This is a genomic window from Microbacterium sp. NPDC077644 (genome assembly GCF_040702785.1).
In the GTDB taxonomy this organism is placed as follows: domain Bacteria; phylum Actinomycetota; class Actinomycetes; order Actinomycetales; family Microbacteriaceae; genus Microbacterium.
Genome location: NZ_JBFBME010000003.1, coordinates 61930 through 77929 on the forward strand (window position 1 = coordinate 61930; position 16000 = coordinate 77929).

The window sequence follows — 16000 nt, forward strand, 5'->3', positions numbered from 1 at the left end:
GCCTCAGGCGAGGTCGGCGGTGGCCTTCTCCCGCACCGGCTCGTTCATGGCGAGCAGCACCGCGAACACTCCCCAGAGCATGCTGATGTTCATGGCAGTGTCCTTGCCGTTCCACGATGAGGACTGCCACATCGCGAACCACTCCGAGCCGATGATGACGAATCCGACGTACCAGATGAGGAATCCGAGCCCGTAGGCCGCGTATCCCCACACCTTCGCGCGGTTGAACGCGGCAATGTCGTTGCGGCGCAGGAACAGCAGGATTCCGCCGGTGATGGCGAGCGCGGCGAACGTCCCCTCCGCGAGGATGATGCCGATGTAGGCGACATGGTGGATCCACGTGACATCGATCGCCCGCCACATCAGGGCATTGCCTTCGAAGGTGGTGTCCATGGACAGCACGTGCTTGACGAACTGGAAGTTGGAGTCATAGTCCATGAGGTTGCCCGCGAAGACGAACAGCGCGAACAGACCGGACAGGAACACCGTCAGAGCCTGGAGCAGGCGGAGCGGATACGTCATCGTGATCCTCCCTTTCGAGTGAAGACGAGATCGAACCGCGGCTCGGAGTGGGTGTCGAACGGGATCGCCTGCACGAACTTCCAGCCGCGTTCGGCGCGCTCGCGGATCACGAGGCGATAGTCGTCGGCCAGGCGATGCCCGTCACGATGTCTGGTGATCGGGATGCTGACGAAGTCATACTCGGTCATCGAAACCCCCTCCGCTGAGCGATCTGCCGCCCACCATAGCGGCGACGCGGCCGACTCGACAGAGGGCGCGGAGGAACGCAGGTCTGCACCGGGGCTTCGCTCGACCCGCCAAAGGAACGGCCGCCCCGTTGTGCGAGGCATCCAACGTGGCGCGGCATCCCGGCGCTAGGGTGGAATCCGTGACGGACACCCCTGACCTCTCCACGACCGCCGGCAAGATCGCCGACCTCCGCTCCCGCCTCAACGAGGCGGTCACAGAGCCCGAGAAGATCGCGCAGGAGAAGCAGCACGCCAAGGGCAAGATGACCGCCCGCGAGCGCATCGAGCTGCTCGTCGACAACGGCAGCTTCGTCGAGTTCGACGAGTACGTCCGTCATCGCACGACCTCCTTCGGCATGGACCGCAACCGGCCGTACGGCGACTCGGTCGTCACGGGTATCGGCACGATCCACGGCCGCACCGTCGCCGTCTACTCGCAGGACTTCACCACCTTCGGCGGTTCGCTCGGCGAAGTGGCCGGCGACAAGATCATCAAGATCATGGAGTTCGCCCTCACCAGCGGCATGCCGATCATCGGGATCCTCGACTCCGGCGGCGCCCGCATCCAGGAGGGCGTGCTCGCGCTCAGCAAGTACGGCGAGATCTTCCGCCTGAACACCCGCTCCTCCGGCGTCATCCCGCAGATCTCGATCATCATGGGCCCGGCCGCCGGCGGTGCCGTCTACGGACCGGCCCTCACCGACTTCGTCATCATGGTCGACAAGACCAGCCAGATGTTCGTCACCGGACCGGACGTCATCAAGACCGTGACCGGCGAGGACGTCGGCATGGAGGAGCTCGGCGGCGCGCTGACGCACAACACCCGCTCGGGTGTCGCGCACTATCTCGCAGAGGACGAGGATGACGCGATCGACTACGCGCGCACGCTCCTCGGGTTCCTGCCGGACAACAACATGGCCGAGATCCCCGGCTACGAGTCCGGCTTCGAGTGGGAGACGACGGATGCCGACCGCACCCTCAACACCCTCATCCCCGACTCCGCGAACCAGCCCTACGACATCCACACCGTCATCGACCACGTGATCGACGACGACTTCCTCGAGGTGCAGCCGCTGTTCGCCCCGAACATCGTCATCGGCTTCGGCCGCGTCGAGGGACGCTCGGTCGGCATCATCGCCAACCAGCCCTCGCAGATGGCCGGAACGCTGAACATCGAGGCCGGCGAGAAGGCCAGCCGCTTCGTGCGCTTCTGCGACGCGTTCTCCATCCCGATCGTCACCCTCGTCGACGTCCCCGGCTACCTCCCCGGCACCGACCAGGAGTGGACGGGCGTCATCCGCCGTGGCGCCAAGCTCATCTATGCCTACGCCGAGGCCACCGTCCCACTGGTCACCGTGATCCTCCGCAAGGCGTACGGCGGCGCGTACATCGTCATGGGCTCCAAGCAGCTCGGTGCGGACGTCAACCTCGCCTGGCCGACCGCCGAGATCGCCGTCATGGGCGGGCAGGGCGCCGTCAACATCCTGTACCGCAACGAGATCAAGCGCGCCGAGGAGGCCGGCGAGGACGTCGCCGCCGTCCGGACGCGCCTGGCCAACGAGTACACCTACAGCGTCACGAGCCCGTTCCTCGCCGCCGAGCGCGGTGAGATCGACGGCGTCATCGAGCCTGCGAACACCCGCGTCTCGATCGCCAAGGCGCTGCGCGCCCTGCGCGGCAAGCGCGCGGAGCTCCCGCCGAAGAAGCACGGGAACATCCCGCTGTGACCGACGAGCACGCATCCCCCGATCTGCGCATCGTCCGCGGCAGCGCGAACGAGGAGGAGCTGGCCGCGCTCATCGCCGTCGTCTCCGACACGTATGAGCGCGAAGCGGCCGCAGCCGTCGCCGAGACGCCGCGGATCTCGGCATGGCAGCGCACGCAGCGTCCGATGCGCGCGCCGTTGCGCCGAGACATCCCCTGGGGACGCTTCTCCGGCTGAACGTATTCAGTCGCATCGTTGTCCCCCGAAATACCTACAGACAAAGCTCTTGCGCCTCGTCAGACTGATATCGACGCTTCGCGTTTCGATCGGTCTCTCTGCCCCAGGGTAGGCAGACGGTGATCGATCTCCCGCGGTGGGTTTTCGGGTAACCACACCGCATCTGGCGAGGGGCGGGCGGCTTCGCCGCCCCTCGCCCTTCTCTCCGATGCGCTCCAGTGCACCACTCAGCTCGCGGCGTCGGCCGGCCGTACCCGCGGGATCTCGTGCCAGAGCCCCACAGCGTCGTCATCGGACGAATCGCCCGCTCCCGAGCGTCCGACCACCGTGACCGCCGTGTGCGCGTCACGAGCCGCCCGGATGATGACCCGCTCCGCATGCGCCTGGGAGATCACATCGGCGAGCTCGTTGCGGATCTCGTCGCGACGCGACTCGTCCAGCTCGTCCAGCCCGCCCTCGTCGAAGACGGTCACCGCGGTCCCGCGGAGGCGCACCTCATGGATGGCGCCGCGGACCGCGTCGTTGAGCAGACTCGCACCGCGCAGCTCGTCCCGGAGACGCCCCTCGGCCAGCCGCGCCCGCAGACGGTCCTCGTCGGTCAGCTGCCCCCTCGACGCGATGGTCTTCGTGAGCACGGGCCCTGCGGCACCCAGCGCGTACTGGACGCGGACCCGGCGTTCCCGCTGACGCACGAGCTGCGTCGCGTGCCAGGCCGAGACGGCCCGCTGGATGTCGGCGAGGTGCTCGGTGTCCTTCACCGCACGGTCCCAGAACAGCACGAGCAGGTGAGCCACGACCGCCCACATGATCGAGCCGACCAGGCCCAGCTCGAGCGCGACCAGCGGACCGAGATACATGCTCGAGGTCACGATCAGCACGGCCATGACGAGCCAGCCGACCACCGGACGGCGCCGCACGATGCACACGACGGCCAGCAGCCCCACTCCACCGATGAACCAGGTGGCGAACGGCTCGGTGCGATGCACGGGCAGGAGCGAGGTGCCCACGAGGACGGGGACGACGATGCCGGCGGCGATCGCGATCCCGCCCCACCAGGCCGGCAGCCTGACCCCGATCGGGCCGTCGACGAGCACGGATGCGATGATCACGACGAGGTAGATCAGGATCGCAGCAACCATCAGCAGCGGTGCGGACGGCTGCACCGTCCACCACACCGCACGAGCGGCGAAATAGATGGCGAAGCCGACGGCGATCGCCGTGGCGACGCTGCGCACCGACCGGTTCACGACCGCCGCCAACCGAGAGTGACGCGCGTGCCGGATGCGTCCGAATCGATGCTCGCCGTTCCGGCCACCCCGGCCATCCGCGCGATGATCGAGGCGCGGATGCCCAGACGGTCCTCGCCGATCTCGTCGAGATCGAATCCGGGACCGGTGTCGACGACCGTCACCGTCAGCCCGTCGTCGCCGTGGCCCTCAGCGATCACGTGCAGGCCGCGTCCGTTCGCATGGGCGATCGCGTTTCCGATCGCCTGCCGTGCCGCGAGCACGAGCGCTCGCGCCGCTCTCCCGGGGATGAGACCGCCTGTACCGCGCTCCTCGACGATCGCGTCGGCGCCGAGCTCCGACAGCGCGCGCCGCAGCTCCGCCACGATCTGCGCGGCGCCGACCGGATCGTCGCTGCCCTCCTGCGCGACCGCGGCCTCGGTGTTGGCGAGTCTGGTGAGCGCCTCCCTCGCCATCGCGACGGCGAGATCGCGGGCACGCTCCGAGTCGGCGCGTTCGGCCGCGATCAGCGCCGCGAGAACGCTGTCGTGCATGAGCGCGGCCATCGCGACGCGCTCCTCCTCGGCCGCTGCTCCCGCCGCGGCCGAGGCGTACGACGCCACCGCCCTGCTGCGGGCCTCGTCGACTCCCGCGGCGACCGAGCGGAACATCCAGCCCAGCGACACGATCACGACGCCGAGGATGATCGTGAACGACACATCGAATGCCGTGCTCGTCCAGTACGCCCCGGTGAATTCCCCCTCGACGAGCCGCACGTATCCGTACACGAGCGGCACCCCGAAGGCCCAGAGCACCTGCATCCACATGGGGAAGGCGAGCATGGCGGCCACGACTCCGACGTTCACGAGGAAGAAGATCCACGGCTGACCCGCCTGGGGACCGTGCGACTCGATCACGTACGGCCAGGCGGCGAGCGCCGCGACGTAGATCACGGCGAAGCATCCGGCCACCACGCGCACGGCGCGGCCGACCACGCAGGCCACGAGCATCGCGACGAGCGGCACGTAGACGATGAGCAGCAGCACGTACTGGACGAACGAGGTCTTCTCGGCCTGTCCTCCGAAGGCCGCGAAGAGCGCCTGGACGCCGAGGATGCCCGAGCCGATCGCGACGACGGTCGCGAGGATCCGCTCCATGCGCTTGCCCGTGAAGCGTTCGAACTCCGTGCCCGCCGTGCCCGGCGACGGGATCTGTCCCCACGCCGCCCGCAGAGCGGCGTCAGCCTGCACTCACGGCTCCGTCGGAGGCGACGATGCCGTCTTCCATGGCGCGCCGCAGCAGATCGACCTTGGTCGGCGCGGGGCGGCCGACCTCGACGTACTTCACGCGCACCCGGGTGATGTTCTCCTTGGCCGTCGAATAGGCGACGCCGAGACGTTCGGCGACGGCCTTGAGCGGCAGACCCGTCGCGTACAGGCGCAGCACGTCGCGCTCGCGCACGGAGAGCTGCGCGTCGGCGAACTCCCGGTCTCCCTCCACGGCGCTGGCCCATTCGACGTTGTTGAGCGCCTCTCCCGACGCGACCGTGCGGATCGCGTGGAGCACGTCGTCGAGCGAGGAGGACTTGCTGACGACACCGGCCGCACCGGCGGCGAGCGCCTCGCGCACGGCGGCCGGCCGGTCGGCGACGCTGTGGATGACCACGCTGGCCCCATCGGCGACGAGAGCGGTCACGTTCTCGGTCACCGTCGTGCCGTCGCCGAGGGTCAGGTCGAGCACGACGACATCTGCGGGGGTCGCCCCGGTGGCGACGCGCCAGTCCAGATACGACCCCACCGTGCTGCCGGAGAAGACGACGGTGCCCGCATCGGCGCGCTCGCACGCGAGCTCCAGTCCCAGACGGACGGACTCGTGATCGTCGATCAGTGCGACCCTGCTCATGCAGTCAGCCTATCGACCGCCCCGCGCGTCAGCGGGTCATGAGGGCGATCGCCTCGAAGTGATGCGAGTGCGGGAACAGGTCGAAGGCCTCCAGCGACTGCACCTCCCAGCCCAGCCCGCGGAAGGTTCCGAGGTCACGGGCGAGCGCTACGGGATCGCAGGCGACGTAGACGACGGCGTCCGGGCGCAGCGCGTGAACGCCCTCGACGACGGCCTTGCCCGCGCCGGCGCGCGGCGGGTCGAGGACGACAGCACCGGCGGCGGATCCTTCGGGGAGGGATCCGAGATACCGGTCGACCCGCGCGGTGACGGCCGCAGCGCCGAGACCTGCGAGGTTCTCGGCGGCGTGCCCGGTCGCCTGCCTGCTCGACTCGACCGTCACGATGTCGGTCGCACCGGCCGCGGCGAGCGACGAGGCGAGCAGGCCGACACCGCCGTAGAGATCGAGGTGCCTGGCCGACGGGTCGACGTGCCCGTCGAGCGCGCGGCGGACGGCCGTGTCGAGCGTCGCCGCGGCGGCGGGATGCACCTGCCAGAAGCCGTCGGCGTCCAGGCGGAAGGCGCGCTCTCCGACCCGCTCGACGATCGCCGAAGCAGCATGCCGCTTGCCCCGCTCGGGCCGGCGCAGCACGTGGACTGTGCCGTCGGACGATTCCACGAGATCCACGCGCCCCGGCTTGAGGTTCTTCAGAGCGAGCGCCTCGGCCTCGACGGCGGCACGCGCGAGCGGGAAGGACGCCACCGGGATCACCCGGTGGCTGCGGGCCGCGTAGGGCCCGACGACGCCGTCGTCATCGACGTGGAGCGAGACACGCGTGCGCCAGCGGGTGCCGTCGCCGTCGTCGACGGCCGAGACCTCGGGCGCTTCGAGGCCGCCGCCGGCGAACTTGTCCAGCGCCTCGGCGAGCACCTGCCGTTTGAGGACGCGCTGGTGGTCGAGCGCGATGTGGCCGAGGTCTGCACCGCCGGCTCGATCGTCCGGCTCCCGGGAGATGTCGGCCTCCGCCCAGACGTGCTCCCGGCGATGGGGCGAGGCATCCAGCACCTCCACGGCCTCCGCCCGCCAGAACGACGGCTTCGACGCGTCCGTGATCCTGGCGCGCACCCGCTCCCCCGGGATCGCGTCGGCGACGAACACCACGCGCCCCTCATGACGGGCGATGAAGGTGCCGCCGTGAGCGATGCCGGTGATATCCAGATCGAGCAGGTCGGATGCTGAGGGGGCCATCCTTCGAGGATACGGTGGAGTCCATGCAGGTCTGCCTCGCCTCCACGTCACCCGCTCGCCTCATGCTGCTGCGGCAGGCCGGGATCGAACCGCTCACGCGAGCGCCCGAGACCGATGAGGATGCCGTGACCGCCCAGGCCGTCACCGACCGAGGGGCCGACCTGCCACCGGATGAACTGGTGCTCCTGCTCGCGCGCGCCAAGGCCGCCGACGTCGCACGGCGTCTCGCGGCCGACACGCCGGACTTCGACGGCATCGTCATCGGCGGCGACTCGATGTTCGCCCTCGGCGGCCGAGTCTACGGCAAGCCGTACACGCCGGAGGAGGCGACCCGGCGCTGGCGGGAGATGCGCGGCGCCACCGGTGTCCTCCACTCCGGGCACTCGGTCTTCCGCATCCGGCCCGGCCAGGAGCCGCGTGAGGCGACCGCCGTCGCCGAGGCGGCCGTGACGTTCGCCGACGACATCACGGATGCCGAGATCGCCGCGTACGTCGCATCCGGAGAGCCCCTGCACGTCGCCGGAGCCTTCACGGTCGACAGTCTCGGCGGCGCGTTCATCACCCGCGTCGATGGGGATCCGTCGACCGTCGTCGGCATGTCGCTGTCGACGATCCGACGCCTCACGAGCGAGCTCGACGTCTCATGGCCGGAGCTGTGGTCGTAGACATCCCGCCACGTTCTTCCGCGTTTCTTGTGGAGAGTGCTCAAAAATATCGCCCTCGACCTCGCTAGGCTGGCACTCATGCCAATCGAGAAGGTGCTCATCGCCAACCGCGGTGAGATCGCCGTACGCATCATCCGCGCCGCTCGCGATTCGGGAATCTCCTCCGTCGCCGTCTATGCCGATCAGGACCGGGACGCGCTGCACACGCGCCTGGCCGACGAGGCGTACGCCCTCGACGGCGACACGAGCGCCACGACCTATCTGCAGATCGAGAAGCTCCTCTCGATCGCCCGCCGCTCGGGCGCCGACGCCGTTCACCCCGGCTACGGCTTCCTCGCCGAGAACGCCGACTTCGCGCGCGCGGTCATCGGCGCCGGCCTCACCTGGATCGGCCCCTCCCCCGAAGCCATCGAGTCGCTCGGCGACAAGGTCACCGCGCGTCACGTCGCCGAGAAGGTGGGCGCGCCTCTCGCGCCCGGAACCCCCGGCCCCGTCGAGACCGCCGACGAGGTCGTCGCGTTCGCGAAGGAGCACGGCCTGCCGATCGCGATCAAGGCCGCGTACGGCGGCGGCGGACGCGGCCTCAAGGTCGCCCGCGAACTCGACGAGGTCGCCGAGCTGTTCGAGTCCGCCACCCGCGAGGCGGTCGCGGCGTTCGGTCGCGGCGAGTGCTTCGTCGAGAAGTACCTGGACAAGCCGCGTCACGTCGAGACCCAGTGCCTGGCGGATGCCGCAGGCAACGTCGTCGTGATCTCGACGCGCGACTGCTCGCTGCAGCGCCGTCACCAGAAGCTCGTCGAGGAGGCCCCCGCGCCGTTCCTGACGGACGAGCAGAACCGCCAGCTCTACGCCGCATCCAAGGCGATCCTCAAGGAGGTCGGCTACGTCGGAGCGGGCACCTGCGAGTTCCTCATCGGCGCGGACGGCACCGTGTCGTTCCTCGAGGTGAACACGCGTCTGCAGGTCGAGCACCCGGTCTCGGAAGAGGTCACCGGCATCGACCTCGTGCGCGAGCAGTTCCGCATCGCAGCCGGCGGCACCATCGACTACGACGACCCGACGCCCACCGGCCACTCCTTCGAGTTCCGGATCAACGGCGAGGATCCGGGTCGCGGCTTCCTGCCGCAGCCCGGCCCGATCCACGTCTTCAAGACGTTCGGCGGCCCCGGTATCCGCCTCGACTCGGGCGTGACCGCAGGCGACTCGGTCTCCGGCGCGTTCGACTCGCTGCTGGCGAAGATCATCGTCACCGGCCGTGACCGCGCCGAGGCGCTGGAGCGCGCCCGCCGCGCGCTCGACGAGTTCGAGGTCGCGGGCCTGCCCACCGTGCTGCCCTTCCACCGCAAGGTCGTCAGTGACCCCGCATTCACGGCGGAGCACGGCGAGTTCGGGGTGTTCACGCGCTGGATCGAGACGGAGTTCGACAACGACATCCCGGCGTGGGATGGCGAGCTCGAATCGCCGGCCGCTGCCGCGAGCCGTCACACCGTCGTCGTCGAGGTCGCCGGCAAGCGCCTCGAGGTGAGCCTTCCCGACCGTGTGACGGTCGCCGCCGGCACCGCCGGCCGCCCGGCCGCCGTCCCCCCGTCCCGCCGCAGCCACGCCACGACCGCGTCCGCCGGTGCATCCGGCGACGCCGTGAAGTCGCCCATGCAGGCCACCGTCGTGAAGATCGCCGTGGAGGAGGGCCAGCAGGTCGTCAAGGGCGACCTCGTGGTCGTGCTCGAGGCGATGAAGATGGAGCAGCCCATGCAGGCGCACAAGGACGGCGTGATCGGCAACATCAACGCGGATGCGGGCACCACCGTGGCCGCCGGGCATCAGCTGCTCACGATCTCCTGACGAGACTGCAAGGCCGCGCCGAGACTGCGACGATTCGTCGCTGTCTCGGCGCGGCCTTGGTGTTTCGGGGGCTCAGCCGATGTTCACGAGGTGCATCGCGCGGGAGGCATCCGTGATGCTGCTCGACAGCGACGGATACGCGGCGAACACGCGCGAGACCTGGTCGACCGTGAGTCGGCGCTCCACCGCGACCGCGATGGGATAGATGAGCTCGGAGGCCTTCGGCGCCACGATCACGCCGCCGATGACGGTGCCCGATCCCTTGCGCGCGATGATCTTCACGAAGCCGTCCTTGATGCCCATCATCTTCGCGCGAGGGTTCGCGGCGAGCGGCAGCTTGTACACGAGGCCGTCCGCCGCACCGTTCTCGACGTCCTTCTCGCCCAGGCCCACCGTGGCGATCTCGGGCGCGGTGAAGATGTTCGAGGTGATCTTCACCTTCTCGAGCGGGATGACGATGTCGCCGAGCGCGTGGAACACGGCGGTGCGCCCCTGCATGGAGGCGACGGATGCCAGCGGGAAGAAGTTCGTGCAGTCGCCGACCGCATAGATGTTCGGCACCGAGGCGCGGGCGACCTTGTTGACCCGGACGTGGCCGGACTCGGTGAGCTCGACGCCGGCGTCCTCGAGGCCGATGCCTGCGGTGTTCGGGATCGAGCCGACCGCCATCAGGCAGTGGCTGCCCTCGACCGTGCGTCCGTCGGCGAGCGTGACCTTGACACCCGTCTCGGTGCGCACCACGCTGTCGGCGCGGGCCTTCGAGAGCACAGTCATGCCGCCGCGCTTGAAGACCTTCTCGAGCACGTGAGCGGCATCCGGGTCCTCCCCCGGGAGCACCTGGTCGCGGCTGGAGACGAGCGTCACCTTCGCACCGAGGTTCATGTACGCCGAGGCGAACTCCGCGCCGGTGACACCGGAGCCGACCACGATGAGGTGCTCGGGGAGCGCCTTCATGTCGTACAGCTGGGTCCAGGTGAGGATGCGCTCCCCGTCGGGCTTGGCGGAGTCGAGCTCGCGCGGCGAGGCGCCGACCGAGACGACGATGGTGTCTGCCTCGACGCGGTCGAAGTCGGTGCCGCCGGGACCGGTGGAGACGATGATCGCGTTCGGGCCCTCGAGCCGGCCGTGGCCGGAGAGGATGCGGACGCCGGACTCCAGCAGCGTCGAGCGCATGTCCTCGGACTGCTGCCCCGCGAGCGCCAGCAGGCGCTTGTTGACCGCAGCGAGGTTGATCGCGATCTCGGGCTTGAGCGGCTTGCCGTGCGCGCCCTTGGCATAGAACTGCACGCCCAGGTCGCTGGCCTCCGAGATCGCGACCGCGGCATCCGCCGTCGCGATGAGGCTCTTGGACGGCACGACATCCGTGAGAACCGCCGATCCGCCCACGCCGACCCGCTCGACGAGCGTCACCTCGGCGCCGAGCTGAGCGGCGGCCAGCGCCGCCTCGTATCCGCCGGGGCCGCCGCCGAGCACGGCGACGCGCTGAGTGCGCTCAAAAGGAGTCGAAGACATGACTTCCATTCTTCCGCAATCCTCACCGACTTGCCGTCGCCTTCCTTAGAGTGGATCCATGACCGACATTCATGACAACCCGCTCGACGCTCCGGACGCAGACCCGTCCGCGATCGCAGCCGAGGCCGCCGCGGACATCGCCCGGCTCACCGGCGTCGAGAAGCACGACATCGCCCTCACGCTCGGCAGCGGATGGGGGAAGGCTGCCGAACTCATCGGCGAGACCGTAGCCACGATCCCGGCCACCGAGGTCACCGGATTCTCCAAGCCCGCTCTCGAGGGCCACGTCGGGACTCTCCGCAGCATCCGCACCCCCGGTGGGAAGAACGTTCTCGTCATCGGCGCCCGAACCCACTACTACGAGGGCCACGGCGTCCGCCGTGTCGTGCACAGCGTGCGCACCGCCGCAGCGACCGGGGCTGCGATCATGGTCCTGACCAACGGCGCCGGCGGCATCCGCGAGACGTGGAAGCCCGGTCAGCCCGTACTCATCAGCGATCACCTCAACCTCACCGCCGACTCGCCGCTCGAGGGCGCGACGTTCGTCGACCTCACCGACCTGTACTCGAAGCGCCTGCGCGAGATCGCCCGGAGCATCGATCCGTCGCTCGACGAGGGCGTGTACACGCAGTTCCGCGGTCCGCACTACGAGACGCCCGCCGAGGTGCAGATGGCGAAGGCCATCGGCGGACACATCGTCGGCATGTCCACCGCGCTCGAGGCGATCGCCGCGCGCGAGGCCGGCATGGAGATCCTGGGCTTCTCGCTCATCACGAACCTCGCCGCCGGCATCCAGCAGACCCCCCTCAGCCATGGCGAGGTCATCGAGGCCGGCAAGGCCGCCGAGCCGGTGATCTCGGCCCTGCTCGCGCGCGTCGTGGAGGCGCTGTGAACGGCGAGGCGCTCGAGGCGCGTCTCGCCCAGGCCCGCGCCTGGCTGCGCCAGGACCCGGATGCCGAGACCCGCGACGAGCTCGCCGGCGTCATCACCCGTGCGGCCGCAGGCGACGCCGCGGCCGCAGCGGACCTCGACGACCGCTTCGGCGCTCGCCTGGCGTTCGGCACCGCGGGCCTGCGCGGCGAGCTCGGCGCCGGCAGCAACCGGATGAACCGCGTGCTCGTGTCGCAGGCCGCCGCCGGTTTCGCCGCGTACCTGCGCGCACGCGCGGGCGGCGCGACCCCCACGGTCGTCGTCGGCTACGACGGACGACGCAACTCGCGCCGGTTCGCGCTCGACTCGGCCGAGCTCTTCGCCGGCGCCGGGCTCCGTGCCATCCTGCTGCCGCGTCTGCTTCCGACGCCGGTGCTGGCGTTCGCCGTGCGCCACCTCGGCGCGGATGCCGGGGTCATGGTGACGGCGAGCCACAACCCGCCGAACGACAACGGCTACAAGGTGTACCTCGGCGGCGACGATGCCGGATCGCAGATCGTGTCGCCGGCGGATGCCGAGATCGCCGCGCACATCCAGCAGGTCGCCGACGCCGGCGACGTCTCTGCGCTCCCCCGCTCGACCGAGTTCGAGACCGCGGGCGAGGACGTCGTGGACGCCTACGTCGCCGCGACCGCTGCGGTCGCGCCGGCTCCCGAGTCGGCGAAGGGCCTCACCTGGGTCTACACCGCCATGCACGGCGTCGGATGGGAGACGTTCGCGCGGATCCTGGATGCCGCCGGCTACCCCCGCCCGAAGACGGTCGGCGAGCAGCTCAGCCCGGATGCGACGTTCCGCACGGTCGCGTTCCCCAATCCGGAGGAGCCCGGCGCGATGGATCTCGCCTTCGCGGCCGCACGGCGCACGCGCGCGGACTTCATCCTCGCCAACGACCCGGATGCCGACCGCCTCGCCGTCGCCATCCCCGACGAGTCCGCGGAAGGCGGCTGGCGCCGTCTGAGCGGCAACGAGATCGGACTGCTGCTGGGCGCCCGCGCCGCGCGCGCCGCAACGGGCGCGTCCGGAGCATCCCTGGCCTGCTCGCTCGTATCCTCCCCCGGGCTCGCGGCGATCGCCGCGCACCACGGCCTGGACTTCCACGAGACGCTGACCGGATTCAAGTGGATCTCACGGGCACCGGGCATCGTCTTCGGCTTCGAAGAGGCGCTGGGATACCTCGTCAACCCCGAGACCGTGCGCGACAAGGACGGCATCTCGGCGGCCGTCGCGGTGCTGGGCCTCGCCGCCGAGGCGAACGAGCGCGGCGAGACCATCGCGGACCTCCTCGCCGACCTCGGCGAGACGTACGGGCACTTCGCGAGCGGCCAGGTGTCGGTCCGCGTCGACGACCTGTCGATCATCGGGAAGGTCATGCTGGCGCTGCGGACGCTGCCCCCGACGAGGATCGGCGACACGGCGATCGCGTCGGCGGAGGATCTGCTCGAGGCCGCACCGGGGCAGCCCTCCGGCGATGTGCTCCGCTACCGGCTCGCAGACGGCTCGCGCGTCATCGTGCGCCCGAGCGGCACCGAGCCCAAGCTCAAGGTCTACCTCGATGCCAAGGCCGACTCGGCCGCGGAGGCGCGGGCGGTCGTCACCGCCCTCGAGGCCGGCGTTCGGGCGCTGCTGGACGAGAGAACGTGATCGGATGCCGTCGCGCCGGGTGACCGTGACCATCGAGGATGGCCTGCACGCACGTCCTGTGGCCGAACTCGTGCGGCTCGCAGAGGAGCATTCGGCCGGCGCGACGGTATCGGCGAGAGGCGCGATCGCCGATCTGCGCAGCGTGCTCGCCGTCATGGATCTCGCCCTGCGCCACGGCGACGAGGTCGTGATCGATGTGCCCGACTCGCCCGGGGCCGAGGTCTTGATCGAACGTCTCGCGCGCATCGTCGCACCCGGGCAGACCTGACACGTCTCCCCACCCGCCTCGCCCGCCTGTCGCGCTGCTGTTCACTGTTCGCGCTGCGAGAATGTCGACCGCGCGAACAGACAACGACAGCGCGAACCAGGGATGAGCAGCGCGAACAGATGACGACAGCGCGAGAACCGCTCTCGCGCCGCCTCAGCCGTCGATGACGGCGACGAGCTCGTCGAGGAACGCCTCGAACGTCGTGCCGCGGCGGACGATCCGTTGCACGCTGTCGCGCTCGCTGAACACCTCGACCAGCTGCTCGAACACGGTCTGGAACGCCGTCCGGTCGGTCTCGCTGAAGGCGGCGAGCGCCACCACCTGCACGCGGCCGTCGCCCCAGGCCACGGAGCCGTCGGCGACGCCGATGGCGATCGCGGTGCGCTCGGCGGTCATCTGCAGCGCATGGGGAACAGCGAGCGCGTCGGTGAAGGCGGTCGACGACATGCGCTCCCGGAGGATCGTGTTCTCGACGTAGTCCTCGCCGATGAGGCCGGATGCCACAAGCATCCCGCCGAGGTGCCGGATCACCGCCTCCTCACCCTCATCGGGGAGCGGATGCAGATACGCCTCGGGCGAGAAGTACCGCGACAGCTCTTCGCGCAGCCGGTTCAGTCGGCGCCCACGACGGATGCGGGCAGCCGTCTGCGTCACACGGTCGACGTCCGCATCGGTGAGGAACGGCTGGATCCGCACGTAGCGCTCTCCGCTCGCCCCCGGGTCGATCGTCGTGAGCACGAGGTCGGTGTCGATGCTCGCCCAGTCCGGATCCACTGTCGTGACGACGCCGGTGACCTCGACGGATGTCCCCAGCGACCGGTCGACGCTCGAGCGCAGCAGCTCGTGCAGCTCGTAGTAGCCGGGGCAGACGATCGTGGCGGTGAGGATCGACTCGGCCTTGCGGCTGCGCTCCAGGCGACCGCCGATATGCATGGCGATGTACGCGATCTCGTCGTCGTGGATCGGCGCGCCCAGCCGGTCGTGCAGGCCGCTCGCGATCGAGACGGCGACCTCGAAGATCATCGGGTACGACGACTTCAGCGAGCGGGTGAGCGGGTTGCGGGTCCATGCCTGCTCCTCCGCTCTGCGCAGCAGGTTCTGCACGTGCAGCGCGAGCCGCAGGATGAACTTCTCGTCGACGAGGTCGACCTGGTAGTCCGCGGCGGCCTGGACGATCTCGGCGCGCACCGCCGCCTCGATCGTGGGGTCCACGCCGCTGCGGACGGCATCCGACGCGGCGTCCTGACCCGGTGCGATCGCCCGTGTGAGCACGAGCGTCGCCAGGTGCGCGCTGTCGCCGTCGCCCAGGGCGACGTCGAAGTGCTCCGATGCGAGGTCGCGGATGACGGCGCCCAGCTTCGGGATCTCCTGCCATGCTCCGCTGGCCGGCGTCTCCAGCGCCCGCCCGGCGGCCACCCGGTCGGCGGCGATCGCGATGTGCAGCAGGACGTCCGAGATCGCCAGTTCGTTCACGTAGTAGCCGAGGGCCCCCAGCTCGCGCACCAGCGCGGTCTTGAACGGGCCGACCGCATGCGCCGCGACGGCCGTTCCGGTCAGCGCGCGCCTGATGCTCTCGGGGTGGAACGATCCGGCATCCATCTCGTCGTGCGCGAGCCGGCTCAGCAGCCGGCGCTGCGCGACCTCGGCGCCGCGCAGGCGCACGATCTCGCGGTCGCGCTCGAGGCGCAGGTCCATTCCGTCCAGCAGCCCGCGGACGCGGCCGAGGTCGGACTCGAGGGTCGCCTCGCTCACATGCATTCGTTCGGCCGTCTCGTAGACGTCGATGCCGTCCGAGGCATCCAGCAGAAGCCGCACCAGGGCGTGCAGGCGGTCGCGCGGTGCCGTCTCGCCGTCCACTCGGGCCCGCAGCGCCTCGTGCGCGCCCGGACCGGCGCGGTATCCCGCCGGTCCGGACTCGACGGCATCGCCCTGCGGCGTCCGGGCGTTCAGCGCCGACACGTAGGAGCGGACGCTGCGCGGAGTCACCCCGAGCAGGTCGGCCAGGCTCGCGGCGGTCGCCCATTCGTCCTGCCGGAGCAGGGTCTGCAGGAGCCGGTCCTGGCGCTGTCGCGACATGCCTCCCATGATGCCAGCA

General features: G+C 70.0%; 15 protein-coding genes. 7 read left to right on the plus strand and 8 right to left on the minus strand.

Annotation, left to right across the window (positions count from 1 at the left end):
* Positions 1 to 3: 3 nt before the first annotated feature.
* Both AB0269_RS12315 and AB0269_RS12320 read right to left on the minus strand, forming a co-directional pair.
* On the minus strand, positions 4 to 522 hold the full coding sequence (locus tag AB0269_RS12315; protein WP_366211567.1) for a DUF2165 domain-containing protein: 519 nt from the start codon (positions 520 to 522) through the stop codon (positions 4 to 6).
* Positions 519 to 710, minus strand: coding sequence for a DUF4177 domain-containing protein (locus AB0269_RS12320; RefSeq protein ID WP_366211568.1), 192 nt, complete (start codon positions 708 to 710; stop codon positions 519 to 521). The genes AB0269_RS12315 and AB0269_RS12320 overlap by 4 nt, the downstream gene beginning before the upstream one ends.
* Before the next feature lie 170 nt (positions 711 to 880).
* Here AB0269_RS12320 and AB0269_RS12325 point away from each other — a divergent pair, with 170 nt between their 5' ends.
* Positions 881 to 2476 carry an acyl-CoA carboxylase subunit beta gene (locus tag AB0269_RS12325; RefSeq protein WP_366211569.1) on the plus strand — a complete coding sequence of 532 codons (1596 nt, stop codon included), beginning with the start codon at positions 881 to 883 and terminating at the stop codon, positions 2474 to 2476.
* Complete coding sequence (locus AB0269_RS12330; RefSeq protein ID WP_366211570.1) at positions 2473 to 2691, plus strand: acyl-CoA carboxylase subunit epsilon; 219 nt, start codon at positions 2473 to 2475, stop codon at positions 2689 to 2691. Before AB0269_RS12325 ends, AB0269_RS12330 begins: the two co-directional genes overlap by 4 nt.
* A gap of 227 nt (positions 2692 to 2918) precedes the next feature.
* On the opposite strand, the gene AB0269_RS12335 is transcribed toward AB0269_RS12330, so the two are convergent.
* From AB0269_RS12335 to AB0269_RS12350, 4 genes are read right to left on the minus strand one after another with little or no spacing between them, the layout of a single operon-like run.
* Positions 2919 to 3938 (minus strand): hypothetical protein, encoded by a 1020-nt coding sequence (locus AB0269_RS12335; protein WP_366211571.1) that lies wholly within the window; start codon positions 3936 to 3938, stop codon positions 2919 to 2921.
* The gene (locus AB0269_RS12340) at positions 3935 to 5167 is read right to left on the minus strand and encodes an ATP-binding protein (RefSeq protein ID WP_366211572.1); all 1233 of its coding nucleotides are present in this window, start codon (positions 5165 to 5167) and stop codon (positions 3935 to 3937) included. The genes AB0269_RS12335 and AB0269_RS12340 overlap by 4 nt, the downstream gene beginning before the upstream one ends.
* Positions 5157 to 5819, minus strand: coding sequence for a response regulator transcription factor (locus AB0269_RS12345; protein ID WP_366211573.1), 663 nt, complete (start codon positions 5817 to 5819; stop codon positions 5157 to 5159). The genes AB0269_RS12340 and AB0269_RS12345 overlap by 11 nt, the downstream gene beginning before the upstream one ends.
* Before the next feature lie 28 nt (positions 5820 to 5847).
* A complete protein-coding gene (locus AB0269_RS12350; protein ID WP_366211574.1) occupies positions 5848 to 7047 on the minus strand; it encodes a TRAM domain-containing protein in 1200 nt (399 codons plus the stop codon).
* A 23-nt stretch (positions 7048 to 7070) separates the two neighbouring features.
* On the opposite strand from AB0269_RS12350, the gene AB0269_RS12355 reads away from it, so the two are divergent.
* On the plus strand, positions 7071 to 7712 hold the full coding sequence (locus AB0269_RS12355) for a nucleoside triphosphate pyrophosphatase (protein ID WP_366211575.1): 642 nt from the start codon (positions 7071 to 7073) through the stop codon (positions 7710 to 7712).
* Positions 7713 to 7790: 78 nt separating this feature from the next.
* Positions 7791 to 9554 (plus strand): biotin carboxylase N-terminal domain-containing protein, encoded by a 1764-nt coding sequence (locus AB0269_RS12360; protein ID WP_366211576.1) that lies wholly within the window; start codon positions 7791 to 7793, stop codon positions 9552 to 9554.
* Positions 9555 to 9626: 72 nt separating this feature from the next.
* On the opposite strand, the gene AB0269_RS12365 is transcribed toward AB0269_RS12360, so the two are convergent.
* On the minus strand, positions 9627 to 11075 hold the full coding sequence (locus tag AB0269_RS12365) for an NAD(P)H-quinone dehydrogenase (RefSeq protein WP_366211577.1): 1449 nt from the start codon (positions 11073 to 11075) through the stop codon (positions 9627 to 9629).
* A 49-nt stretch (positions 11076 to 11124) separates the two neighbouring features.
* Between AB0269_RS12365 and AB0269_RS12370 the strand changes: the two genes are divergently transcribed.
* From AB0269_RS12370 to AB0269_RS12380, 3 genes are read left to right on the plus strand one after another with little or no spacing between them, the layout of a single operon-like run.
* Positions 11125 to 11958 carry a purine-nucleoside phosphorylase gene (locus AB0269_RS12370; protein ID WP_366211578.1) on the plus strand — a complete coding sequence of 278 codons (834 nt, stop codon included), beginning with the start codon at positions 11125 to 11127 and terminating at the stop codon, positions 11956 to 11958.
* Positions 11955 to 13637: a phospho-sugar mutase gene (locus AB0269_RS12375; RefSeq protein WP_366211579.1), complete on the plus strand. Its 1683-nt coding sequence runs from the start codon at positions 11955 to 11957 to the stop codon at positions 13635 to 13637. Before AB0269_RS12370 ends, AB0269_RS12375 begins: the two co-directional genes overlap by 4 nt.
* 4 nt (positions 13638 to 13641) lie before the next feature.
* On the plus strand, positions 13642 to 13905 hold the full coding sequence (locus AB0269_RS12380; RefSeq protein WP_366211580.1) for an HPr family phosphocarrier protein: 264 nt from the start codon (positions 13642 to 13644) through the stop codon (positions 13903 to 13905).
* Between the two features lie 153 nt (positions 13906 to 14058).
* On the opposite strand, the gene AB0269_RS12385 is transcribed toward AB0269_RS12380, so the two are convergent.
* On the minus strand, positions 14059 to 15981 hold the full coding sequence (locus tag AB0269_RS12385) for a PRD domain-containing protein (RefSeq protein ID WP_366211581.1): 1923 nt from the start codon (positions 15979 to 15981) through the stop codon (positions 14059 to 14061).
* Between the last annotated feature and the right edge of the window lie 19 nt (positions 15982 to 16000).